26 protein-coding genes and 1 pseudogene are annotated in these 21664 nt (G+C 76.9%); 10 read left to right on the forward strand and 17 right to left on the reverse strand.

The features are described from left to right. Positions 1 to 103 precede the first annotated feature (103 nt). Genes ACQPX6_RS11660 through ACQPX6_RS11675 form a run of 4 tightly spaced genes read left to right on the forward strand, consistent with a single transcriptional unit; the run spans position 104 to position 3240 of the window. Positions 104 to 1384: an Nramp family divalent metal transporter gene (locus ACQPX6_RS11660; protein WP_433787459.1), complete on the forward strand. Its 1281-nt coding sequence runs from the start codon at positions 104 to 106 to the stop codon at positions 1382 to 1384. Continuing rightward, positions 1381 to 1638, forward strand: a complete 258-nt coding sequence (locus ACQPX6_RS11665) for a hypothetical protein (RefSeq protein WP_433787460.1) — start codon at positions 1381 to 1383, stop codon at positions 1636 to 1638. The genes ACQPX6_RS11660 and ACQPX6_RS11665 overlap by 4 nt, the downstream gene beginning before the upstream one ends. 47 nt (positions 1639 to 1685) lie before the next feature. Then, positions 1686 to 2078 carry a PASTA domain-containing protein gene (locus ACQPX6_RS11670; RefSeq protein WP_433787461.1) on the forward strand — a complete coding sequence of 131 codons (393 nt, stop codon included), beginning with the start codon at positions 1686 to 1688 and terminating at the stop codon, positions 2076 to 2078. A 49-nt stretch (positions 2079 to 2127) separates the two neighbouring features. After that, positions 2128 to 3240, forward strand: coding sequence for a serine hydrolase domain-containing protein (locus ACQPX6_RS11675; RefSeq protein ID WP_433788250.1), 1113 nt, complete (start codon positions 2128 to 2130; stop codon positions 3238 to 3240). A 9-nt stretch (positions 3241 to 3249) separates the two neighbouring features. Here the strand turns inward: ACQPX6_RS11675 and ACQPX6_RS11680 are convergent, their stop codons facing one another. From ACQPX6_RS11680 to ACQPX6_RS11690, 3 genes and pseudogenes are all read right to left on the reverse strand, one after another. Then, positions 3250 to 4050: a hypothetical protein gene (locus tag ACQPX6_RS11680; RefSeq protein WP_433787462.1), complete on the reverse strand. Its 801-nt coding sequence runs from the start codon at positions 4048 to 4050 to the stop codon at positions 3250 to 3252. Positions 4051 to 4402: 352 nt separating this feature from the next. Beyond that, positions 4403 to 4456 (reverse strand): annotated as a pseudogene (locus tag ACQPX6_RS11685) (hypothetical protein); the annotation flags it as partial. Positions 4457 to 4636: 180 nt separating this feature from the next. Then, positions 4637 to 5401 carry a DUF427 domain-containing protein gene (locus ACQPX6_RS11690; protein WP_433787463.1) on the reverse strand — a complete coding sequence of 255 codons (765 nt, stop codon included), beginning with the start codon at positions 5399 to 5401 and terminating at the stop codon, positions 4637 to 4639. A 247-nt stretch (positions 5402 to 5648) separates the two neighbouring features. On the opposite strand from ACQPX6_RS11690, the gene ACQPX6_RS11695 reads away from it, so the two are divergent. Further along, positions 5649 to 6230 carry an RNA polymerase sigma factor gene (locus ACQPX6_RS11695; protein ID WP_433787464.1) on the forward strand — a complete coding sequence of 194 codons (582 nt, stop codon included), beginning with the start codon at positions 5649 to 5651 and terminating at the stop codon, positions 6228 to 6230. After that, a complete protein-coding gene (locus tag ACQPX6_RS11700) occupies positions 6227 to 6841 on the forward strand; it encodes a hypothetical protein (RefSeq protein WP_433787465.1) in 615 nt (204 codons plus the stop codon). The genes ACQPX6_RS11695 and ACQPX6_RS11700 overlap by 4 nt, the downstream gene beginning before the upstream one ends. A gap of 10 nt (positions 6842 to 6851) precedes the next feature. On the opposite strand, the gene ACQPX6_RS11705 is transcribed toward ACQPX6_RS11700, so the two are convergent. Next, a complete protein-coding gene (locus ACQPX6_RS11705; protein ID WP_433787466.1) occupies positions 6852 to 8729 on the reverse strand; it encodes a DUF222 domain-containing protein in 1878 nt (625 codons plus the stop codon). A gap of 117 nt (positions 8730 to 8846) precedes the next feature. Here ACQPX6_RS11705 and ACQPX6_RS11710 point away from each other — a divergent pair, with 117 nt between their 5' ends. Then, a complete protein-coding gene (locus ACQPX6_RS11710; RefSeq protein ID WP_433787467.1) occupies positions 8847 to 9155 on the forward strand; it encodes a hypothetical protein in 309 nt (102 codons plus the stop codon). A gap of 39 nt (positions 9156 to 9194) precedes the next feature. Beyond that, positions 9195 to 9797 (forward strand): TetR/AcrR family transcriptional regulator, encoded by a 603-nt coding sequence (locus ACQPX6_RS11715; protein ID WP_433787468.1) that lies wholly within the window; start codon positions 9195 to 9197, stop codon positions 9795 to 9797. A gap of 1 nt (position 9798) precedes the next feature. Here the strand turns inward: ACQPX6_RS11715 and ACQPX6_RS11720 are convergent, their stop codons facing one another. The 4 genes from ACQPX6_RS11720 to ACQPX6_RS11735 form a co-directional block, all read right to left on the reverse strand. After that, positions 9799 to 10221, reverse strand: a complete 423-nt coding sequence (locus ACQPX6_RS11720) for an ATP-binding protein (protein WP_433787469.1) — start codon at positions 10219 to 10221, stop codon at positions 9799 to 9801. Between the two features lie 240 nt (positions 10222 to 10461). Further along, entirely contained in the window at positions 10462 to 11691 is a 1230-nt protein-coding gene (locus ACQPX6_RS11725; RefSeq protein ID WP_433787470.1) for an acyl-CoA dehydrogenase family protein, read from the reverse strand. Next, positions 11688 to 12647: an SDR family NAD(P)-dependent oxidoreductase gene (locus ACQPX6_RS11730; RefSeq protein WP_433787471.1), complete on the reverse strand. Its 960-nt coding sequence runs from the start codon at positions 12645 to 12647 to the stop codon at positions 11688 to 11690. Before ACQPX6_RS11730 ends, ACQPX6_RS11725 begins: the two co-directional genes overlap by 4 nt. A 36-nt stretch (positions 12648 to 12683) precedes the next feature. Then, on the reverse strand, positions 12684 to 14261 hold the full coding sequence (locus ACQPX6_RS11735) for an alpha/beta hydrolase (protein WP_433787472.1): 1578 nt from the start codon (positions 14259 to 14261) through the stop codon (positions 12684 to 12686). Between the two features lie 125 nt (positions 14262 to 14386). Here ACQPX6_RS11735 and ACQPX6_RS11740 point away from each other — a divergent pair, with 125 nt between their 5' ends. Next, positions 14387 to 15457, forward strand: coding sequence for an ATP-dependent DNA ligase (locus ACQPX6_RS11740; RefSeq protein ID WP_433787473.1), 1071 nt, complete (start codon positions 14387 to 14389; stop codon positions 15455 to 15457). Here the strand turns inward: ACQPX6_RS11740 and ACQPX6_RS11745 are convergent, their stop codons facing one another. From ACQPX6_RS11745 to ACQPX6_RS11785, 9 genes are all read right to left on the reverse strand, one after another. Further along, positions 15458 to 16063 (reverse strand): alkaline shock response membrane anchor protein AmaP, encoded by a 606-nt coding sequence (locus ACQPX6_RS11745; protein ID WP_433787474.1) that lies wholly within the window; start codon positions 16061 to 16063, stop codon positions 15458 to 15460. Continuing rightward, positions 16060 to 16593: a DUF6286 domain-containing protein gene (locus ACQPX6_RS11750; RefSeq protein WP_433787475.1), complete on the reverse strand. Its 534-nt coding sequence runs from the start codon at positions 16591 to 16593 to the stop codon at positions 16060 to 16062. The genes ACQPX6_RS11745 and ACQPX6_RS11750 overlap by 4 nt, the downstream gene beginning before the upstream one ends. Before the next feature lie 4 nt (positions 16594 to 16597). Further along, a complete protein-coding gene (locus ACQPX6_RS11755; RefSeq protein WP_433787476.1) occupies positions 16598 to 17014 on the reverse strand; it encodes an Asp23/Gls24 family envelope stress response protein in 417 nt (138 codons plus the stop codon). Continuing rightward, the gene (locus ACQPX6_RS11760) at positions 17011 to 17190 is read right to left on the reverse strand and encodes a hypothetical protein (protein ID WP_274232677.1); all 180 of its coding nucleotides are present in this window, start codon (positions 17188 to 17190) and stop codon (positions 17011 to 17013) included. The genes ACQPX6_RS11755 and ACQPX6_RS11760 overlap by 4 nt, the downstream gene beginning before the upstream one ends. Before the next feature lie 51 nt (positions 17191 to 17241). Then, positions 17242 to 17538 (reverse strand): hypothetical protein, encoded by a 297-nt coding sequence (locus ACQPX6_RS11765; protein WP_433787477.1) that lies wholly within the window; start codon positions 17536 to 17538, stop codon positions 17242 to 17244. Beyond that, complete coding sequence (locus tag ACQPX6_RS11770; protein ID WP_433787478.1) at positions 17535 to 17894, reverse strand: hypothetical protein; 360 nt, start codon at positions 17892 to 17894, stop codon at positions 17535 to 17537. Before ACQPX6_RS11770 ends, ACQPX6_RS11765 begins: the two co-directional genes overlap by 4 nt. After that, on the reverse strand, positions 17891 to 18403 hold the full coding sequence (locus tag ACQPX6_RS11775; RefSeq protein WP_433787479.1) for an Asp23/Gls24 family envelope stress response protein: 513 nt from the start codon (positions 18401 to 18403) through the stop codon (positions 17891 to 17893). The genes ACQPX6_RS11770 and ACQPX6_RS11775 overlap by 4 nt, the downstream gene beginning before the upstream one ends. A 149-nt stretch (positions 18404 to 18552) precedes the next feature. Beyond that, entirely contained in the window at positions 18553 to 19302 is a 750-nt protein-coding gene (locus ACQPX6_RS11780) for a pyrimidine reductase family protein (protein ID WP_433787480.1), read from the reverse strand. After that, positions 19299 to 19778 carry a DUF3072 domain-containing protein gene (locus tag ACQPX6_RS11785; protein ID WP_433787481.1) on the reverse strand — a complete coding sequence of 160 codons (480 nt, stop codon included), beginning with the start codon at positions 19776 to 19778 and terminating at the stop codon, positions 19299 to 19301. The genes ACQPX6_RS11780 and ACQPX6_RS11785 overlap by 4 nt, the downstream gene beginning before the upstream one ends. 116 nt (positions 19779 to 19894) lie before the next feature. Here ACQPX6_RS11785 and ACQPX6_RS11790 point away from each other — a divergent pair, with 116 nt between their 5' ends. Beyond that, positions 19895 to 21280 carry a glutamate decarboxylase gene (locus ACQPX6_RS11790; RefSeq protein ID WP_433787482.1) on the forward strand — a complete coding sequence of 462 codons (1386 nt, stop codon included), beginning with the start codon at positions 19895 to 19897 and terminating at the stop codon, positions 21278 to 21280. The last annotated feature ends 384 nt before the right edge of the window (positions 21281 to 21664 follow it).

Genomic DNA, 21664 nt, shown 5'->3' on the forward strand with positions numbered 1-21664 from the left:
GGCTCCCCGCCCTCGAGCGGTCCGGACCCCGACCGGGGTCCGGGCCGCTCGTCGCGGGCCCGCTCCGCCCTCCGCGATCCGCCCCGCCCCGACCGGAGACCCGATGACCGTCGCACCACCGTCCGTCGCGTCCGGACCGCGCGTGCAGGCCGCGCCGGCTCCGTCGACGCCGGCGCGCGCGCCGGGTCGCCTGCGGCGCCTGCTGCCCCTGCTCGGCCCCGCGGTCGTGGCGGCCACCGCCTACGTGGACCCGGGCAACTTCGCCACCAACACCGTCGCCGGCGCGTCCCACGGGATGCTGCTGCTCTGGGTGATCGTGGCCGCGAACCTCATGGCCGTGCTCGTCCAGTTCCTCTCCGCGAAGCTCGGGGTGGCGACGGGCCGCAACCTCCCGCAGCTGTGCCGCGAGCACTACCCGCGCCCGGTGTCCCGGCTGCTGTGGGTGCAGGCGGAGGCGGTCGCCGTCGCCACCGACCTCGCCGAGGTGGTGGGCGGGGCGATCGCGCTGAACCTGCTGTTCGGGGTGCCCCTGCTGCCCGGCGGGCTCGTCGTCGGCGGCGTCGCGTGCGCCCTGCTCGCCGTGCACCAGCGCCACCCGCGGCGCTTCGAGCTGCTCGTCGTCGCCCTGTTCGGCGGCATCCTCGTCTGCCTGCTGACGACGCTGGGGCAGACCGACCCCGATCCCGCGCTCGTCGCCGGCGGGCTCGTGCCGGGCCTTGCCGGCGTCGACAGCGTCGTGCTGGCCACCGGCATCCTCGGCGCGACGGTCATGCCGCACGTCATCTACCTGCACTCCGACCTCACCCGCGACGTCCGCCGCCGCGCGGGCGGGGTCCGGGCCGCGCTGCGGGCGCAGCGCTGCGACCTCGGGCTGGGCATGGGCGCCGCCGGGGTGCTCAACGCGGTGATGCTGGTGGTCGCCGCGACGGTGTTCTTCCGGCCCGGCGTCGTCGCCCCCGACAGCCTCGAGGGCGTGCACGCCGGGCTCGCGGACCTCGCCGGGCCGCTGGCCGCCGGGGCGTTCGCCGTCGCGCTGCTGCTCTCGGGGCTCGTCTCGTCCGGGGTCGGCACGTACGCGGGCCAGGTCATCATGGACGGCTTCCTGCGCCGCCGGGTGCCGCTGTGGGTGCGCCGCGCCGTCACCCTCGCCCCGGCGGTGCTGCTGCTCGGCCTGGGGGCCTCCCCGACCTCGGTCCTGCTCGTCTCGCAGGTCGTGCTCTCGTTCGGCATCCCGTTCGCCCTGGTCCCGGTGCTGCTGCTCGGGCGCCGCCGCGACGTGGTGGGCGAGCTGGTCACCCGGCCCGCCGTCACCGCCGTCGCGGGGGTGCTGGCCGGGGTCGTCATCGCGATCAACGGCTACCTCGTCGTCTCGGTGCTCGCGTGACCGCCGGGCGCCCGGGGGCGGTCATGCTCCTGACCGTCTGGGCCGACGAGGGCGCGCTGCGGGTCCGGCTGACCGCCGCCGACGACCTCGCGGGCCCCACCCGCGCGGTCGGGGTGGCCGCCGACGTCGACGGGGCGTGTGACCTGGTGCGGAGCTGGCTGGAAGGCGTGGAGGCGGGGCTGGTGTCGGGGCCCGAGTCGGGGCTGGGGACCGGGCTCGGGTCGGACCTCGAGCCCGGGTCGGCCCCGGGGTGATGCCCGACGCAGCATCGGGGGCCCGGCAGGATGGGTACGCAGAGTGCATGACCGGCATGCCGGAGGAGGCGACGATGCAGACCGACGACACGCGCACGCCCGACGCCGAGGAGGGGTCCGGCGACGTGGCCACCGTCCCCGAGCTGGTGGGGCTGCCCGCCGCGGAGGCGCACGACAAGGCCCTGGACGCCGGGATGCTGGCGGTGGGCCGCAACGCGGTGCACACGGGCGCCGGGCGCGGCCACGTGGACGACCAGGAGCCGCCCGCCGGCGAGCAGCGCGAGCGGGGGACCGAGGTCGGCATCTGGATCGCCGGCGGCGCAGCCCGCACGCCCACCGGCCCCGACCCCGACGACGGCCCCGACGGCTCGGGCGGGGGCGGCGGCGTCCGCCCCGAGCCCAGCCCCGTGGGGCCCGCGGGCGGCGGACTCCACGGCTGACGGGGAGATCGCGCTGGACGCCGAGGAGGTCCTCGACGGGATCGCCGGCCTGGTCGGGGAGGGTCCCGACGAACAGGTGCCCGGCGCGGTGGTCGGCGTCCGGTACCGCGGCAGGACGTCGCTGGCGGCCCGCGGCGCCACCACCCCCGACGCTGGTGATCCGCTGCGCCCGGACGCCGTGGTGCGGCTCAGCTCGAACACGAAACCGCTGGTCGCGGCGTGCGCGCTGCGGCTGGTCGCCGACGGGGCGCTCGCCCTCGACGAGCCCGTCGACCGCCTGCTGCCCGAGCTCGCCGACCGCCGCGTGCTGCGCCGGCTCGACGCGGATCCCGACGACCCCGGCGCGACCGTCGCCGCGGAGCGGCCCGTCACCGTCGAGGACCTGCTGACGATGCGGCTGGGGTTCGGCTTCGTCGTCGAGGGCCCGTGCCCGACGCTCGAGCGGGCGGCCGCGCTCGGTCTCGGGTTCGGTCCACCCGACCCGCACGGCCCGCCCCCGCCCGACGAGTGGCTCGTGGGGCTGGGGAGCCTGCCGCTCCTCGACCAGCCCGGCCGCGCCTGGCGCTACGAGCTGTCGTTCGCCGTGCTCGGGGTGCTGGTCGCGCGCGCCGCGGGACGACCGCTGGGCGACGTCCTCGCCGAGCTGGTGCTTGCCCCGCTCGGGATGCGCGACACCGGCTTCGTCGTCGGCGCCCCCGACCGCCTCGTGCCGTCGTTCGTGCGCGGCGAAGACGGGCCCCTCGCGCTGTTCGACGGCGTCGCCGACAGCCGGTGGCTGACGCCGCCGGCGTTCCCCGACGGCCGCAGCGGCCTGGTCGGGACCGCCGAGGACATGCTGCGCTTCGCCGGCGCGTTGCTCGACGGCGGCGGCGGGGTCCTCACCGCCGACGCGGTCGCCGCGATGACCACCGACAGGCTCACCCCGACCCAGCGGGCCGCCCCGGCGGCCGCCGCGTTCCTCGACGGCGGCGGCTGGGGCCACGGGGTCGGCGTCGTCGAGACCGCGGTCGGCCGCCGCTACGGCTGGGCCGGCGGGCTGGGCACGCTCTGGTACTCGTGGCCCGACCACGACCTGGCGGCCGTGCTCGTCACCCAGGTGCTGCCGCCGTCAGGGCCGGTGTTCGCGGCCTTCACCAGCACGATCGAGGACGCCCTGGCGTGAGCCTGGTCGTCAGCTCGCCCCGGCCATGGCCGGCAGCGGGTTGCGCCACGGCACCGGGTCGGGGCGCGCGGGGCGCCAGCCCCACGGCCCCGTGCCGCGGCGGGTCGCCGGGATCGGCGCGCCGTCGCCGCCGTCGCGGGGGACGGGCGAGGGACGCCGGGGCGACGGGGCGCGGGTCGGCTCGGCGGGTGCGGGCTGCTCGGGCGCGGGCTCCGGGGTCCGCTGCTCCGGGACGGGGGGCTCGGGGTCGGGGCGGCGGTCGGGCTCCGGCGCGCGCGGGGACGGGATGACCGCGTAGGTCGTCCCCAGCGCCGGGCGACCGGGCGCGCTGCGGCGGGCGGGGACGTCGACGACGGCGGGACCGTCCGAGGCGGCCGGGGCCGCGGCGGGCGTGGCGACGGTGCGCGCGACCTCGCGCCGCCCGCCGGGCACGGCGCCGCGGGCCGAGCGGGCGCGCAGCCGCCGGCGGGTCTCGGCGGCCGACGGCCCGCGCACCCCGTCCAGCCCGGCCGCGCCCGCGAACACGAGGCCGTTGAGCAGGCCCAGCGTCAGGAGGCCGAGCCCCATGAGGCCGCCCGGCTCGATGACGTCGCCGGGGTCGGGACGGTCGAGCTGGCCGCCGTAGGGCAGGTCGACGACCCCGGGCGCGCTGCCCGACCCGCCGCGGCGCGTCTCCGGCTCGGTGACCGCGGTCTCCAGGAGCACGAGCATCACGCCCACGCACAGCCCCGTGGTGACCACCGAGGCGGCCGCGCGCAGGGAGGACCGACGGCGCGCGGTCTCGCGCGCGGTCGGCGCGGCGTACGACATCGATCCCCCCGTCGGCGTCGGTCCGACCGGTCTACCCCGCGGGCCGGTGCACCGCGACACCTCCGCCGCACGATCACCCCGTTGGGGTCGTCGTCCCCGGCGTGTCGCGTGGACAGCGCTGGGCCGGCGGGACGCGGCGCGGCTGATCAGGCGCCGAGGAGCTCGCGGCACAGCGCGAGGCCGTGCACCTCGAGCGTCCACGGAGGCCGGCGCCAGGCGTGCGGGTCCAGGCGGAACCGGTGCACCACGGCCGGGCGGCCACGCGCGCGTGGTGCTCGACGCCGTCGGGGAGGTACCCGAGCCGCTCCGAGATCCGCAGCGACGCCCGGTTGTCGGTGAAGGCCGAGCTCCGCGCGGCGCGGGCGCCGAGGTGGTCGAACGCGAGGGCGATCACCGCGTGGCGCATCTCGGTGCCCAGGCCCCGTCCCTGGGCCGCGGGTGAGCCAGGAGCCGGTGCGCACCTCGCGGACGACGGCGAAGTCGTCCGCCGCGAGCGTCTGCGTCCCCCGGACCCGGCCGTCCTCGCGCACGAGGAAGTTCAGCGACCACCGTCGAGCCGGGGCGTCCGGAGCACGTGGTGCCGCGCTCAGGCCAGGTGCGTGCGCGGGCGGGGCCGGGCCACCCCGTCGACGACGACGTCCACCCGCTCGTCGTAGAAGGCCACCAGCCCGGCGATGCGGGCCACGGCCGGGGCGGGTTGGTCGTAGGTCCAGGCGAGGTCGTCGTACCGGCCCGCGGGCGTGCGCACCGACCAGTACCGGCTGGTCACGCCCTTGTAGGGGCAGGCGGTGACGGTGTCCGAGGGCTCCAGGACGGTGGGGTCGACCGCCGTCGGGTCGAGGTAGGCGCGGGTCGGGAGCCCGGTCTCGAACAGCAGCACGGGGGCGTCGGACTCGGCGAGCACGATCCCGTCCAGCTCCACCCGCACCCGGCGCCGCGAGCGCAGCGCGTCGACCCGCACGTAGGGGCTGCGGGGATGCCCGTGGACCTGCTCGTCCTCCTCGAACCAGGCGTCGAGCGCGGTCCAGGTGAACGCGACGGTGCCGCCCAGCGGGCCGTCGACGTAGCGCCGCCCGGCGGGGCGGTCACCGTCCGCGGTGCGCAGGGCGACGTCGCGCACGGTGCCGTGCGGGTCGGGTCGGGTCGCGGGGTCCTCGACGAGGACCGCGGGGTCGACGTCGGCCGCGGGGATCGTCCAGCGCGGGTACCAGGGGTGCTCCCAGAGGTAGCGCGCCTCGGTCGTGTCGAGGACGACCCGCCCGTCGAGGCGCGCCCGCACCCGCCGCGGGCAGGGCTCGACGTGGCCGGCGGGGACGGCCGGTCCGGGGACGCCGGGCACCGGGTCAGTCACCGGGACGCGACGAGGAGGTGCGGCATCCACGGGCGCCGACGCTAGGCGCGCCCGTCCCGCGCCGCGCGCTCGCCCGTCGGTGGTGTCACGGACGGGTGTCCGTCCGGTCCTCGGCCCGGGTCGGGGGGATCGTCGGCGTTAGGGTGTGGCGACGGTCACCTCGATGGGGTGACAGCGCCGTGCGACGTCCCCCACCTGCACCGATGCCGAAACGGTCGTGCACGACCGAACGTGGGAGGCTGCGGCGGTGAACAGCACGGGTCGAGGACACGGCCCGGACCCGAGCCCCGCGGGGACGGACGACGAGGCCGATCGCTGGCTGGTCGGCCGGGCCCGCGACGGCGACCGGCGTGCCTACGAGGAGCTGGTCCGCCGCCACCGCGACCGGATCTACCGCATCGCCCTGCGCCTGCTCGGCAGCCCCGCCGACGCCGACGACGTCGCGCAGGAGGTCGTCATCCAGCTCTGGACGGCGCTCGCGGGCTTCGGGGGCACGTCGGCGTTCACGACCTGGCTGTACCGGGTGGTGGTCAACCGATGCCTCAACCACCGGCGGGCGCAGCGGCCGTACCGGCAGATCGAGGACGCGGACCACCCGCGGGTCCCCGGCCCGGAACGGCGGGTGCTGGCGGGGGAGGAGCTGCAGGCCGGGCTGGCGGCGATCAGCGCCCTGCCCGAGGAGCAGCGGGTGCCGCTGGTGCTGGTGCAGCTCGAGGGCCTGTCGTACCGGCAGGCTGCGGCGGTCACGAAGACGACGGAGGCGACGGTCCGGGGCCGCCTGGCCCGGGCCCGTGCCACGCTGATGGCGGAGATGAAGGACTGGACATGACCCAGGAGCGCACTCCCGACGCGGTGGCCCAGGGCCGGCTGCCCTGCGGACGGGACACCGCCGCCCTCGTCGACCAGGTCGCCGGCGGGGCCACCGACCGCCTCGACGAGCACCAACGCGACTGCCCGTACTGCCAGGCGGCCCTCGCCGAGTTCGACCGGCTGTGGGCGCCGGTGCGCGCCGTGTCGTCGCACCGGCCACAGGCCCCGGCCGGGCTGCTGGACGAGGCCATGCGCAGCATCCGCGGCATCGCCGCCGACCCCGAGTACGGCCGCATCGAGGGGCCCCGGGGCCGGACGCGCATCAGCGGGCGGGTGGTCGTGGCGCTCGCGCGGCACCTCGCGTCCCGCGTGCCGGGCGTGCGGGTGGCGCTGACCCACGTGATCGCGGCGGGCGACGGCCCGGAGACGAGTCTCGAGGACAGCCCCGAGGTCACCGCCGGCGTCGTCGGGGGGTCGACCGTCGTCGCGATCACCCTCGCCGCCGACTTCGGCCACGACCTCGTGGCGCTGGGCGCTCGGATCCGGGCGACGGTGGAGGAAGGCATCCGCGCCCAGACCGGGCTGGAGCCGGTCGCGGTGCTCGTGCACGTGGACGACGTGCTGCTGTAGCGGTCGCCCCTCAGAAGGGCGGGTCCGGGAAGAGGCCGGGCGTGGCTGCCTCACTGGGCGGGGTGCTGCGGTCGCGGCGCATCGAGGCGAGCTGGGCGGAGGCGCGGGCGCGTCCGGGGTGCGCTCGGCCGGCTCCTCCCGGCGCGCGTCCGCGGAGTCCGCGGGCCGGGTCGTCGAGGGGATCGGTGTACGCGTCCGGGCCGTCGCGCTCGTGCGCCGGCAGGGGCCGCGGCGTCGGGGCCGGGCGCGGCGCGGGCAGCGGCTCGAGGATGCGGGCGGGCCGGACCTCGTAGACGGCGCCGGCCCGCGTGGTGACGAGGAAGTGGCCCGGCGCGGGCTGCTCGACCCGCCAACCGCCGTGGTGCTTCGCGCGGTGGTGGTGCCGGCACCAGGCCCCGAGGTTGCCGGTGAGCGTCGGTCCGCCGAGGGCGTGGTCGACGGTGTGGTCGAGGTCCGCGGCGTGGGCGGGGCGCCGACAGGAGGGCGCGACGCAGCGCCGGTCGCGGACGCGGACCCAGCGGTCGACCTCGGCCGAGGGTCTCCGGTGCCGCGCGGCGTCGGGGTCGACGCCGTGGTCGGGCGCGTCGGGCGCCGCGTGGCCGAGGTCGCCGAGGCGCGCCTGCAACTCGTGCAGCAGCGGACCCCAGAAGCCGTGGTCGTCGGGCACCAGGGCGGCCGGCAGCGTCGTCGGGACCTGGAGCTCGACGATCGCGGGACCTCGCCGCCCCCGCCGCTCGCGCCGGCGGGGGCCGGGTGGTCGGGGGCGGCGGCGGGCGAGCAGGAGGTGCTGGAGCCGACCCTGGTCGTCGGTGAGGACGACGCGCCACTCGCCGTCGCGGTGCTGGTCGAGCAGCGAGCGGGCGGTGCCGGCGAGCACGGTGCCCCAGCCGGGGATGGTCGCGGGCAGGTCGTCGAGCCCGAGCGCGGTGGTGAGCCGCACCCGGACCTCCACCGTCCCCGTCCGCACCCCGGCCGACCGGGGCGGCTCGGTGGGCGGCTCGTCGTCGGGGTCGTCCGGAGGCTCGTGCGGGGTCGGTTCGGTGTCCGGGCCGGAGTCGTCGGGGCCGGAGTCGTCGGGCCCCGGCTCGTCCGACGGCCCGGGCTCCTCGCCGGGGCCCAGCGCCTCGACCAGGAGGTCGAGCAGGGCGTCGTCGTCGAGCCCGGCGGCGGAGCCGTCGAGCAGGGTCATGAGGACCTCGGCGCGCAGGTTCTCGATGCGCACCCGCACGCCCCGGCGGCGCAGGGTCGCGGCCAGGGCCTCGAGCCGCGCCATGCCGAGCACCGTGCGGTCGACCGGCAGGTCGTAGCCACCGAGGTTGGCCGTGCCCGACGGGTTGCGCGAGGCCACCACCCGCGCCCGGCGCTGTGCGGCCTGCTCGCGGCGCGCGGCCCAGTCGGGGTCGATGGCCGCGGCGACCTGCTGGACGCGCTCGATCAGCGCCCCCAAGGGCAGCCGCGGCGCCTCGGGCAGCACCTCGGTGCAGACGTGGTGGGCGTGGTCGTCGCACAGGTCGCGCGTCCAGTCGCTGAACACCCGCGCCTTGGTGTCGTCCAGGTCGCCCCCGCGCATCGCGGCGTGGACCTCGGGGAGGCGCAGGAGCAGGTCGTCGGCCAGGTCGAGCCAGCGCGAGGCCATGGCCCGCGACCAGCCCAGCGCCGCGGCGGCCTCGTCGCCCGAGAACTCGTCGAGCACCGACCGCCGCGCCCGCCGGCCCTCCTCGGCCCGGCCGGCCTCGTGCAGCGCGGTGAGGAACCGGGCGGTGGCCTGGTTGCGCTCGCGGGCGCACCGCCGCGCGAACTCGACCACCTCCGCGCCCGCCAGCGCGGCCGGGTCGACCGCGTCCAGGAGCGCGGCCGACGGCCCCGGCGCGTCCTCGGCGATGGTCACGTCACGGACGCTATCCCCGACCCCCGACAGTCCCGGACGATCAAGGACGACCCTCTCTCAACGAAACGCCAGACGGAAACGGGAACCCCACGGCCCTCCCGCACCGTCCGAGAGGGCATGCAGCACATGCCCGCCGCGCACCCCGCCGCCCCGCGTCTCCAGGCCCCCGCCGGGCTGGGCGACCTCGCCGAGCTGGACGGCTACTGGGCCCACGCCGCCCACCACGCGGCCGTCGCGGTCCTGCGCGGCGCGGTCGGCGACGCCTACACCTGGACCCCGTGGGGCTACCCGCCCCCGGGCGCCTACCGCGGGTACGCCCCGCCCTGGGCGCACCCCGCGGCGGCGGTGCCCGCGCCGCGCATCCCGGCCCCCAGCCCCGCCGCGGTCACCGCCGCCTTCCCCGCCTTCCTCCCCAGCGGCGCCTGACCCGGGCGCCCGGTCACCTACCCTGCGCAGGTGCCCCGAGTGACGTCCCCCCGCGCCGAGGCCACGGCCGCGACGCGGTCCGGGCTGGTCGAGGCGGCCACGGCGCTCTTCGCCGAGCGGGGCTTCGCCGGCACGTCCATCGACGACGTCGCCGCCGTCGCGGGCATGACCAAGGGCGCCGTCTACCACCACTTCACCGGCAAGGCGGCGCTGTTCGAGGCCGTGTTCTCCGCGCGGGAGGCCGAGGTCCACGCGCGCCTCGGCGCGGCGCTGGACACCGCGCCCGACCACCTCGCCGGCGCCCGCGCGGCCCTGACCACGTTCCTCGACGCCTGCACCGAGCCCGCCTACGGACGCATCGTGTTCCGCGATGGCCCGCTGGCGCTGGGCTGGGAACGCTGGCGGGAGTGCGAGGCCGACTACGGCTACGCGTTCATCGCCCGCATCCTCGACGGCCTGGCGCGCGAGGGCTACCTCGCCCGCTCACCGGGGGTGTCGCACCCGACGGTCGTGCTCGGCATGCTCTCCAGCGCCGGCCAGCTGCTCGGCGGGGCGCCGCCGGAGCAGCACGCCGCCCTGCGCACCGAGCTGCTCGGCTTCTTCGACCAGGTCCTCGCCGGCCTGGCGGTCGCGCCGGGTTGAGTCAGCTCTCCGGCACCCGCAGCTGCCGCAGCGCCACGGTCGTCCCGGCCTGGGTGTGCCGGATGGCGACGCTGTCCACGCTGCGCTGCATCAGCACGATGCCCCGCCCCCGGGGCGCGTGCGAGCCGTACGCGGCGGGCTCCGAGCCCTCTTCCGCCCAGGTCCCGTTGTCGGTGACCCGCACGTTGACGGCGTCCGCCTCGCACCACAGCGTCAGCTCGACCGTGCCCTCGACGTGGCCCTCCGGGTAGGCGTGCTCGACCGCGTTCTCCACGGCTTCGGACACCGCGATCAGCACGCGCTCGCGCGCGTCCTGGTCCAGCTCCAGCCCGGCCAGCCATTCGCGGGCCTCGTCGCGCATCCGCTTGGCCTCGCCCGCCCGCGCCGGGTGCACCGCCCGCGCGAACTCCACCGCATCCGTCATGTCCGTCCCCCGCCCCGGCTCGTTCCCCGCGCCCTTCGTACCCATAGAGACCGTGCGGTCACCTCGGGTCGCGTTCGGCGGGCATGCCCACGGTGGTCGCCCGGTACCGCGAGGTCGACGCCCGACGGCGCGAACGGTGGGTCCGGCGCGACGTGCGGGTGAACGGCCGGGGTCGGCGCCGTCGGGGCGCGGCCACGTGGGTGAACGGCGGGGTGGGCGTCCGGGGGACGGATCTCCACCTCAACGCAGGAGATCGTCCGAGATGATCTTGCGCTGGATCTCCGAGGTGCCCTCGAAGATCGTCGTCAGGCGGGCGTCGCGCCAGTAGCGCTCCACCGAGTGCTCGGTGGTGTAGCCGTTGCCGCCGAACACCTGCAGGGCGTCGCTCGTGACCCGCTCGGCGGTCTCCGACGCGAAGAGCTTGGCCGACGAGGCGGCGACGTCCCCGCCGGGCAGGCCCTCGTCGAGCAGCCAGGCCGCGTGCCACCACAGCGTGCGCGCGGCGTCGACGGATGCGGCCATGTCGGCGAGCTTGTGCCGCAGCGCCTGCTGGTCGGCGATCGGGTGCCCGAACTGCTCGCGCCGCCGGCTGTAGGCCACCGCGTCCTCGAGCGCGCCCCGGGCCAGGCCGACGGCCCGCGCCGCCGTCTGGACCCGGGCGGTGCCGAGCCACCGAAGGCTGTCCTTGAAGCCCTGCCCCTCGTCCTGGCCGGTGTCCTGCAGCGCGTCGGCGGGCAGGCGCAGCCCCTCGAGCTGCAGCTCCCAGGTCGTCAGCCCGAAGTAGCCGATCTTGTCGATGGGCGCGCCCGTGACGCCGTCGGGGAAGCTCCCGCGCTCCTTGGGGACTCCGAACAGCTCGAGCCCGTCGGAGCGGCTCTCGCCCTCGCGTGGCGGGCGGGTGCGCGCGAGCAGGTGCAGGAAGTCGGCGGCCAGCGCGTGGCCGACCCAGCGCTTCGTGCCGTCGACGACCCAGCCGTCCCCCTCGCGCCGCGCGGTGCACTCGACGCCGGCCAGGTCCGAACCGGCGTGGGGCTCGGAGAACGCGATCGCGCCGATCCAGCGGCCCGCGGCGCTGGCGCGCAGCAGCTCGGCGCGCCGGTCGGGGTCCGGCGTGGCGCACCCGGTGCCGTTGCCGCGGGCGATGATGCTGCCGACGCTCATCCAGGCGCGGGCGAGCTCCTCGGACACCAGGCAGTACTCGAACACCCCGAGGCCCTGCCCGCCGTGGTCGGTGTCGACGAGCAGCCCGAAGTACCCGAGCTCGGCCATGCGCGCGAGCAGGTCGGCGGGGATGTCCTCGCGCCGCGGATCGAGCTCGTCGGCGACGGGCAGGACCTCCTCCATCGCGAACGCCCGCGCCGTCGCCTGCAGCTCGCGGCGCGCAGGGGTGAGCACGGCCGCGGCCACCGGGGCCTCGGTGCGCACCTCGTCGAGGCCACGGCGCTTCCAGGTGGGTCGGGAGTCGCTCATGACGCCACAGCGTCCACGCACAGCGTCCACAGCGCCGCGCGGGCCTGCGGTGTCTCGTCCCCGCGGCGCAGGCGGTGGGTCGGGCGCGGGGCGCGGTCGTGCCAGAACAGCCCCGTGCTGTGGCCCGGCTCGGCGGCCGCCTGCAGCCAGACGACGGTGTCCGCGCCCTGCGCGGGCGTGCGCAGCAGCGGTCCCGTGAGGCGGTGGAAACCGGGCAGCGAGCTCGCGACGCCGGGGGTGTCGGCCCAGCCCGGGTGCATGCTGTGCACGACGACGCCGTCGCCGGCCAGGTCGTCGGCGAGCAGCTCCGCGAGCACCACCTGCATCCGCTTCGTGCGGGCGTACGCGGCCCCGCCGGAGAACGTCCCGGTGCGCGACTCGGGGTCCTCGAGGCGCAGCGGGGTGGTGTACATGCCGCCCGAGGAGACGAGCACCACCCGCGACGGCGTGGTCGGCCCCGACCCGGCGCGCAGCACCGGGCGCAGCTCGCGGGTGAGCAGGAACGGCCCGAGGACGTGGGTGGCGAACGTCAGCTCGTGGCCCTCGGCGGTCTCGGTGCGCTCGGCGGGCAGGACGCCGGCGTTGTGCACCAGGCCGTGCACCGCGGCCTCGCGGTCGCGGACCTCGGCGGCGTAGCGGCGCACGTCGGCCAGCGACGACACGTCGCAGACCGCGACCTCGACGCTCGCGCCGGGGTGCTCGGCGAGCACGGCGTCACGGGCCTGCTCGCCGCGCCCGCGGTCGCGCACGACCATCTCCACGCGCGCGCCCAGCCCGGCCAGCCCGAGCGCCGTCGCGGCGCCGAGCCCGCCGGACGCTCCGGTGACGATCACCGTGCGCCCGTCCACCGCCGGCAGGGCGCGCCACCCGGCGCTCCGCGCGACGTAGCCCAGGCGGGACCAGCCGGGGACGACCAACCGGTCGAGCGCGGTGTCGACGAGACGGGGGAGCGGCACGGCGCGCAGGCTACGGGTCGCGGGGTCGGGGAACGATCACGGCGGGCAGACGAGGCCCTGCGGCGGGAGGGTGCCGTCGCGCAGGTAGCCGCCCACGGCGTCGCGGACGCACGGCGTCGCGGGGTACGCGCCGTGCCCCGCGCCGAGCCAGGTGACCAGGCTCGCCGAGCCGAGCTGGGTGGCCGCCCGCTCGGAGCCGGCCAGCGGCGTCACGGGGTCGCCGCGCGTGCCCACCACCAGCGGCGGCGGCCCGACGACGGCGCCGGGCGCCGGGGTCTCCACGGGCACCGGCCACGACCCGCACAGCAGCGCCTCGTGGGCGAAGTACGCGCCGAACAGCGGGTCGGCGGCCCGGGCCTGCCCGGCGTCGACCGCGACCTGGTCGAGGGTCGGGCGCTCGGAGCTGTCGTTGCAGGCCAGCAGCACGCCGGCGTCGAAGCCCCCGCCGTCGGCCTCGGAGGGCGCGAGCAGCCGGAGCAGGCCGGCGGGGTCGCCCTCGCCCGCCGAGGCCACGGCGGCCGCGAGGTCGCGCCACCGGGCCGGCTCGCCGAGCCCGCGGACGATCACCTGCGTCGCCGTCCCGTCGGTGATCGCCCGCCCGAGCGGGCCGGGCAGGGGCGCCGCGCGCAGGTTGGTGAGGATGCCGGTGAGCGCCCCGGCCGGGTCGGGCCCGAGCGGGCAGTCCGGGCGGGCCGAGCAGTCGGCGGCGAACGCGGTGAGCGCCTCGCGGGCGGCGGTGGCGCGCTCGCGGGCGCGCTGGGAGAACGTGGCGCTCGGGTCGGCGACACCGTCGAGCACCGTGCGCCCCACCGACGACGGGTGGCGCCGCGACCACGCGGCCAGCACCCCCGCGCCGTCGCCGACCCCGACGACGTGCAGGCGCTCCGCGCCGAGCGCCGTGCGGACCTCCTCGAGGTCGTCGGCGTCGACCTCCGTGCGGTAGTCGGTGAGGGCGGTCTCGAGCACCTGGGTGCACGTCCGCGCCGCCGTCGCGGCCGCGTCGCGCAACGGGCCGAGCGCGACCGGGTCGGCGGCCAGCGGGTCGGCGTCGACGAGCGCCTCGCGGGTGGTGGGCGTGATGCAGTCGACGGGCTCGGAGTTGCCCGTGCCGCGCAGGTCGACGCCGTAGAACGCCGTGCCGACCAGCAGCGCCTCGGGCACGGTCGCGGCGAGGCGGGCCGCGCGCTCGCCGCCGGTCGGGCCGCCGGCCTCGCCGACCACGGCCACGGGCACGGGCCCGCCGGGCGGCAGCGGCCCGACGGTCACCTGCACCACGCCGACCTCGGCGCGCGACGACCCGCCGCGCCCCCCGACGGGCACGCTCTGGCAGCCGAAGCGCACGTCGCGGCCGCCGAGGAGCTCGTCGCCGTAGGTCGCGCGCAGCTCGCCGGTGCAGTCGGCGAACCCCACCGGCGCCGTCGGCACGGGCACCCACGGCGGCAGCAGCGACGGCGCGGGGCCGGGCACCCCGGTCTCCGGGGCCGGGGCCGGCAGCACCGGCCCGTCGACGCGCGTCGCGATCGGCGGCCGCAGCGAGGGCCCCACCGCGCACCCGGCGAGCAGCAGCGCGGCGCCGAGCACGAGGACGACGGCCGCCCGCACGGATCGGGGCACGCAGCGCTCCTCGTCAGGGTGTCGGGGGATCGGCGGACCGGGGGAGTCTGACGAACGCGGGGGCGTGCCCGGCGTGAGGGGGCGGGACGGAGCGCCATCGTGCGCCCGCGCGGCATGATGCGCGCGTGGACCTGCCCGTGATGCCGCCCGTCGCCCCGATGCTGGCCAAGGCCGTGGCGGAGATCCCCGCCGGGCAACGCTACGAGCCCAAGTGGGACGGCTTCCGCTCGGTGATCTTCCGCGACGGCGACGAGGTCGAGATCGGCAGCCGCAACGAGAAGCCGATGACGCGGTACTTCCCGGAGCTGGTCGAGGCGTTCGCGACCGCGCTGCCGCCGCGCTGCGTGGTCGACGGGGAGATCGTCGTCGTCGACGCCGAGGGCACCGGCCTGGACTTCGAGGCGCTGCTGCAGCGCGTGCACCCGGCGGCGTCGCGGGTGCGCAAACTGGCCGTCGAGACCCCGGCCCACTTCGTCGCGTTCGACCTGCTCGCGCTCGGCGACGACGACCTCACCGGCCGGCCCTTCAGCGAGCGCCGCGAGCGCCTGGCCGAGGTCGTCGGCGGCCTCGAGCGCCCCGACGTGCACCTCACACCGATGACCGAGGACCTCGACACCGCCCGGGGCTGGTTCGAGCAGTTCGAGGGCGCGGGCCTGGACGGCCTCATCGCGAAGAAGGCCGACCTGACCTACCAGCCCGACAAGCGGGTCATGAGCAAGATCAAGCACGAGCGCACCGCGGACTGCGTCGTCGCGGGCTACCGGGTGCACAAGTCGGGGCCCGACGCCGTGGGCTCGCTGCTGCTCGGCCTGCACACCGAGGACGGGGCGCTGCAGAGCATCGGCGTCATCGGCGCGTTCCCGATGGCGAAGCGCAAGGAGCTCTTCGCCGAGCTCCAGCCGCTGGTCACGTCGTTCGAGGGGCACCCGTGGGCCTGGGCGGCGCAGGAGGAGGGCACCCGCACGCCCCGCGAGGCCGAGCACAGCCGCTGGAACGCGCAGAAGGACCTGTCGTTCGTGCCGCTGCGCCCCGAGCGCGTCGTCGAGGTCAAGTACGACCACATGGAGGGCGTGCGCTTCCGGCACACCGCGCAGTTCAAGCGCTGGCGCCCGGACCGCGACCCGGCGTCGTGCACGTTCGCCCAGCTCGAACGCCCGGTGCGCTTCGACCTGGCCGAGGTGCTCACCGCCCGCTGATCACTCCACCCGCGCCGGCGTCGGTGCCGAAGAGGCGTCGAGCTCCAGGCGCACGGCCGTGGGCAGCGCCGAGACCGAGAACGCCTCGCGGGCCCGGGCCAGCACCCGGCCGTCGAGCTCGGCCCACACGTCGCGGACGTCGCTGCCCTCGACCATGGTCAGGGCGATCCGCAGCGCCGGGCGCATCGGCGTGCCGACCAGGCGCACGCGGGCGCGGCTGACGCCCTCGATGGTCTCGGCGTCGTGGCGCACGGCGTCGCAGATCGCGGCGTGCTCGACGGTCAGGCGCTCGCCGGGGACCTCCGAGAGCGACACGTCGGGGCGCGGCTCGGGACGCAGCGAGCGCAGCGTCCACCAGAGCCCGACGACGAAGAGCACGACGCCGATCCCGATGGCGATCCAGCGCGTCGCGCCGGCGTGGCCGGCGGCCCACTGCACCGCGATCGGGTCGATGAGCGGGCGCTGGGCGCGGAAATCGCCGAACACGCCGTAGCCGACGAGCAGGGCGAGGACGGCGGCGGCGACGAGGACGAGCCCGAGGATCGTGGTCAGCGTGCGGTCGCCGCCCGCGGAACGGGCGACGGCGGCACGGGAGCGGCGGCTCACTTGACCCCCTGGGTGGTGGTGACCGAGACGGAGACCCGCGGGCGCCGCGCGAGCGGCAGGCGCACGAGCATCGTGTCGACGCGGGCGCGGACGTCCTCGCGGACGGCCTCGGCGGGGTCGAGGGTGGAGGCCTTGACGGTGATCTTCTTGGCCGACGCGACGACGGACGCCGAGACGACGTCGGAGTGCGAGCGCACCTCGTGGCCCACGGCGCGGGCGAGCGAGCGCGGCGACGTGGTGACCGTGACCTCGGGGACCGGGTCGGCCAGGTAGACGTCGTGGCGGCGGGCGACGAGCCCGAGCACCAGCACGAACAGCCCGACGACGCCGACGGCGATCGCGGTGCCGCGCACGGCCCCGGACTGCCAGGTCAGGCCCTCGGCGGCCGCCTGCCACGCGGGCCACGGCACGACGAGCGGGCTCGAGTCGGGCGCGACCCAGAGCGTCACCGTCTCGACCACGATCGCGAGGCCGACCACGGCCAGCACGAGGCCGAGCAGCGGCGCGAGGACGCGCAGGAGCAGGCGCACGGCGCTAGTCCCTCCGGGAACTGGGGTCGGTGAGCGCGGAGACGCTCAGGTCGAGCGAGCGCACCCGGTAGGGCGTGAGGGCCTGGACGCGCTCGCGGACGTGGTCGCGCACCGCGGCGGCGCTCTCGGTGATGCGGGCCGGGTAGGCCAGCGGCACCTCGAGGCGCACGTCGACCTGCTCGCCGTACCCCGAGACCTTGGCGCTGGCCCCGTGCTCGCCCAGGTCCAGCCCCGCGAGGCGGCGCTGGGTGCGCACGGTGCCCGCGGTGTGGTCCGCGGCGTACTCCGCGATCTTGCGGACCACGGACAGCGCGACGTCGAGGCGGCCGCGCTCGGCCGCCTCGTCGTCGGTGTCGTCGGGGACCGCGGGGGACGTCGAGGCCATCGGCGACGTCCGCTCGGTCAGGGGCACGGTGCTCATCGGTCGCGGCCGCGCCCGACGAACTGGTTGACGTCGAGCTCGCCGTCGAGCACGCGGCCCACGACGAAGCCCAGGACGCCCAGGACGAGGGCGATGAAGAAGCCCTGGAGGCCGCCGGCGGCGGCCGCCACGCCCAGGATGAGGCCGACGAACAGGCCGGCACGGGTGGCGCTCATGACCACTACCTCCACGATCGTTCGCGTCCCGCTCCGTCGGGGAGCGGGGTCCTACTGCACGCGGGCGGACCCGCGGCGCGGGTCGTACCGGCGGGCGATCCGTCGGCCCAGCCGCCCGAGGCGGGCCAGGCGGCGGTCGCTCACGCCGACCACCGGCGCGTCGAGCCGGGGGTCGTCCGGGGCGATCCCGCCGGGCGGGCCCGCGGCCGGGCCCAGCGCCGCCCGGAGCTCCGACAGGCCCTCGCGGAAGGCGACCGGGTCGCCCCCGACGTCCGGGTGGTGCGTGCGGACGAAGGCCCGCAGCGCCGCCCGCGGGTCGGTGACCCCGTCGGGTGCGGGGCCGCTCACGGCGGCATCTCCGGCGTCTCCGGCATCTCCAGGTCCGTGACCAGCACGTCGACCCGGCGGGCCCCGGAGGCCGCGGCGACGATCCGCCGCAGCTCGGCGGCGGTCGCCTCGACCGGCGCGCCGTACCGCAGCACGACCGCGATCCGCGCCGGCTCGTCCGGGCCGCCCAGCGCGACGCCGGTGAGCCGGCGGCCGGGCAGGTAGCTCGCGACGGTGCCGTACGGCCCGCCGGACAGGGCGGCGACCGCCGGGTGGGCGAGCAGCGCCTCGGCGACCCGCACCGGCAGCGGGCCGAGGCCCGGGGCCTCCGGCGTGCCGGCCGCGAACGCCGCGCCGGGGGGACGGGGCGTGCTCACTCGACGCGGGTCGAGGGCTGCGACGGCGTCTGGTCGTCGTCGTTGTTGTCGTCGCCCGGCATGTGGATGTCGTTGACGGCGATGTTGACCTCGATGACCTCGAGGCCGGTCATCTGCTCGACGGCGGCGATGACGTTGCGGCGCACCGCGCGGGCCAGCTCGACGATGCCGGCGCCGTACTCGACGACGATGTCGAGGTCGATCGCGGCCTGCTTCTCGCCGACCTCGACCTGCACGCCCGCGGCCTGCGAGGTGCCGGTGCCGCCGGGGATGCGCTCGCGGATCGCGCCGAAGGCGCGGGAGACGCCGCCGCCCATGGAGTAGACGCCCGAGACGTCGCGGGCGGCGATGCCGGCGATCTTCTGCACCACGCCGGAGGCGATGGTGGTCTTGCCCTGGCCCGTGTCGTCGGCCAGGCGGGCCGGGGTGTTGTTGCCCCCGGTCCGCCCGCTCGTCGACGGGGTCCCTCCGGTCGAGGCCTCGGTGCCGGTGCTGGGGCTCTGCGTCATGGGGCGCTCCTGTGCGCGTGGCGGGTGGTTGACGCCGCGACGGGCGTCCACCGGATCGGCCCGGTTGCCGAAGCGGTACCCGTGGGACACGCGGGGCGGCGAGTCGTCATGGTCTGTCACCCGAAAAGACCACGGAAGTGGTCCGGATCTCAGCGATCGGCCGTCCGGTAGCGCAGCAGGAGCCCGTCGTCGTGGGCGAGAACCGAGGCCAGCCCGAGCCGACGCGGCCCGTCGATGTGCGCGCCCGTGACGATCCGCCCGGCGTCCCCGCCGACCAGCTGGGGCGCGAGGCTCAGGCACAGCTCGTCCACCCGGCCGGCGGCCAGCAGCGCCCCGAAGAGCGCGGGCCCGCCCTCGCAGAGCACACGGGTGAGCCCGCGCTCCGCGAGCGCCGCCAGCACCGCGTCGGGGTGGGTGGCCCCGGGGTCGTCCCCGCTGACGGCGATGACCTCGGCGCCGGTGGCGGCCAGGGCGCGCCGGGCCCCGTCGGCGGCGACGGCCGTGGTGAGCACGAGCGGGGCCACCGTCGTGTCGGTGAACAGGCCGGCACCGGGGTCGAGGTCGCCGCGCGTGCTGACGACCGCGATCGGGGGCACGGCCGCCCGTCCCCGCGCCCGCCGGCGGGCCTCGCGCTCGGGCGAGGTGCGCGCCCCGCGGTAGCCCTCGGCGCGCACGGTGCCCGCGCCGACCAGCACCACGTCGGCGAGCTCGCGCAGGAGCCCGAAGACCTGCTTGTCCCCGGGCGCCTCGAGCCCCCCGGACACGCCCTCGACCGCGACCGCCCCGTCCGCGCTGGCCACGAAGTTGACGCGGACGCAGCCCTCGTCGTGGGCGTAGAGCTCGGCGAGGGCGTCGCGGTCGAGCTCGCCGTCCGCGGGCTCCGGCCAGACCAGTCTCACTGCGTCCGACCCGGCTCCGCTGCGGTCCGCGGGTGGCTCGCCTTGTCCCTCAGCTCGTCGATCGCGCGCGAGGCCTGCGACTTGTTCAGCCCGGTCGGCGGCTCCTCGCCGGCCTGCTGGGCGAGGGTCTCGAGGTAGCTGGCCTGGGGCCCGGTCATCGGCTCGTCGCCGGTGACCCATTCGGTGGTCGGGCGCTCCTGGCGCGACAGGTCCGGGGTCCCGCCGCCCTCGCCGTCCCCGCTCGACGGCGTCACCGAGCCCTGCAGGCGCTCGATCTCGTCGGAGGCCTGGGCCTTGGTGAGCCCGGAGGGCGGCTCCTCGCCGGCCTGGTGGGCGAGGGTCTCGAGGTAGCTGGCCTGCGGCCCGGTCATCGGCTCGTCGCCGGTGACCCAGTTGCTGTTGTCCTTCGCGGCGGGGGAGTCGTCGCCGGGCGTCTTCACGGCGTGGGGGTCGGGCGTGCCCTGGGGGTCGGTCACCGGGGGGCTCCTCGGTCGTCGGGGTGGTCGAGGTGTCGAACACGCGTTCGATGCTCCCGGTTACCCCGTGGCGGCGCGGGAACACCTCGCCGATTCGTGGCGCTACCGTCGCCGCCGTGACGAGCCCGGACGAGCGCGGAGACCGCGACGAGCTGCGCCCGATCTTCTCCCGTCCGGCCGAGCGGCCCGGCCTGCGGCGGGAGCGGCTGGCCGACGAGGAGATGCTGCCGGCCACGGCGTACCAGATCGTCCACGACGAGACGATGCTCGACGGCAACGCCCGCCTCAACCTCGCCACGTTCGTGGGGACGTGGATGGACGACCACGCCGACCGGCTCTACGCCGAGTCCGCCGACAAGAACATGATCGACAAGGACGAGTACCCGAGCACCGCCGCGATCGAGGAGCGGTGCTGGCGGATCCTCGCCGACCTCTGGCACGCCCCGGACCCCGGCGCGGCCATCGGCACGTCGACCACCGGCTCGTCCGAGGCCTGCATGCTCGGCGGGCTCGCGTTCAAGCGGCGCTGGCAGCACGCCCGGCGCGCCGCGGCAGCGTCGACCGAGCGGCCGAACCTCGTCATGAGCTCGGCGGTGCAGGTCTGCTGGGAGAAGTTCTGCAACTACTTCGACGTCGAGCCGCGGTGCGTCCCGATCACCGAGGAACACCCGGTGCTCGACGGCCACGACCTCGCGCGCCACGTCGACGAGAACACCATCGGCGTCGTCGCGATCATGGGCGTCACCTACACCGGCGTGTACGAGCCGGTCGAGGAGATCGCCGCCGCCCTCGACCGCATCCAGGCCGACACCGGCCTCGACGTCCCGATCCACGTCGACGGCGCGTCCGGCGCGATGGTCGCCCCGTTCCTGCAGCCCGACCTGCGCTGGGACTTCGGCCTCGAGCGCGTGCACTCGATCAGCACGTCGGGCCACAAGTACGGCCTCGTCTACCCCGGGGTGGGCTGGGTCGTGTGGCGCGAGCGCCGGTGGCTGCCCGAGGACCTGGTCTTCGAGGTCAGCTACCTCGGCGGCAGCATGCCGACGTTCGCGCTGAACTTCTCGCGGCCCGGGGCGCAGGTGCTGCTGCAGTACTACCTGTTCCTGCGGCTCGGGCGGGCCGGGTACACCGCGGTCCAGCGCACCTCGCAGGCCGTGGCGCAGTACCTCGCGCGGGGCGTCGCGGCCCTCGGGGCCTTCGAGCTGTGGAACGACGGCTCGGACATCCCGGTGTTCGCCTGGCGCCTGCGTCCCGGCCACACGCAGAACTGGACGCTGCACCACCTGTCCGACCGGCTGCGGATGAAGGGCTGGCTGGTGCCGGCCTACCCGCTGCCCGACGACCTGTCCGACCGCACCGTGCAGCGGATCGTGGTGCGCGACGGCCTGTCCGGCGACCTCGCGGACCGTCTCCTCGCCGACATCGCCACCGAGACGGCCTACCTCGACCAGCTCGACGCGCCCATGCCGGCGGCCCGCGGGCACCCCTCGTTCCACCACTGAGGCGGCGCCCGGAGGGCGGCAGCCACACGCCCGTCCCACGTACCGCCGGGTAACGCCTCTTGGCCTCACGGTGTGTCGCCGGGCAGACTGTCAGCGTGTCGGGAGACGGAGCGCAGCGGAGATCGACCCGGTGGAGCCCGGCCGGGCTGCCCGGGCGCGATCCCTACGACGATCGCCGCGCCGACACGGGCGGCCCCTCCAGACGCTGAGCCGTTCGGCGTCGTTCGGGGGCCCGGTCGGCCGGTTGTCCCCACGTGGCGATCAGCACTCTTTCGGACGCGTCCACCCGGTGCGCACGCCGGGTCGCGGAGGTTAACGTCAGATTGCCCCTCCGGTCGTCCACCCCGACCGGTGCGCCGGGCCGTCCCGGGACGAGCGCCACGC

The sequence above is a fragment of the Actinomycetospora sp. CA-101289 genome (assembly GCF_050955895.1).
In the GTDB taxonomy this organism is placed as follows: domain Bacteria; phylum Actinomycetota; class Actinomycetes; order Mycobacteriales; family Pseudonocardiaceae; genus Actinomycetospora.

Bases quoted from the DNA above. Each gene is read 5' to 3' on its own strand.
- ACQPX6_RS11660 (WP_433787459.1), top strand. From the start codon at position 104: ATGACCGTCGCACCACCGTCCGTCGCGTCCGGACCGCGCGTGCAGGCC.
- ACQPX6_RS11670 (WP_433787461.1), top strand. From the start codon at position 1,686: ATGACCGGCATGCCGGAGGAGGCGACGATGCAGACCGACGACACGCGC.
- ACQPX6_RS11680 (WP_433787462.1), bottom strand. From the start codon at position 4,050: ATGTCGTACGCCGCGCCGACCGCGCGCGAGACCGCGCGCCGTCGGTCC.
- ACQPX6_RS11700 (WP_433787465.1), top strand. From the start codon at position 6,227: ATGACCCAGGAGCGCACTCCCGACGCGGTGGCCCAGGGCCGGCTGCCC.
- ACQPX6_RS11710 (WP_433787467.1), top strand. From the start codon at position 8,847: ATGCAGCACATGCCCGCCGCGCACCCCGCCGCCCCGCGTCTCCAGGCC.
- ACQPX6_RS11720 (WP_433787469.1), bottom strand. From the start codon at position 10,221: ATGACGGATGCGGTGGAGTTCGCGCGGGCGGTGCACCCGGCGCGGGCG.
- ACQPX6_RS11725 (WP_433787470.1), bottom strand. From the start codon at position 11,691: ATGAGCGACTCCCGACCCACCTGGAAGCGCCGTGGCCTCGACGAGGTG.
- ACQPX6_RS11755 (WP_433787476.1), bottom strand. From the start codon at position 17,014: ATGAGCACCGTGCCCCTGACCGAGCGGACGTCGCCGATGGCCTCGACG.
- ACQPX6_RS11760 (WP_274232677.1), bottom strand. From the start codon at position 17,190: ATGAGCGCCACCCGTGCCGGCCTGTTCGTCGGCCTCATCCTGGGCGTG.
- ACQPX6_RS11775 (WP_433787479.1), bottom strand. From the start codon at position 18,403: ATGACGCAGAGCCCCAGCACCGGCACCGAGGCCTCGACCGGAGGGACC.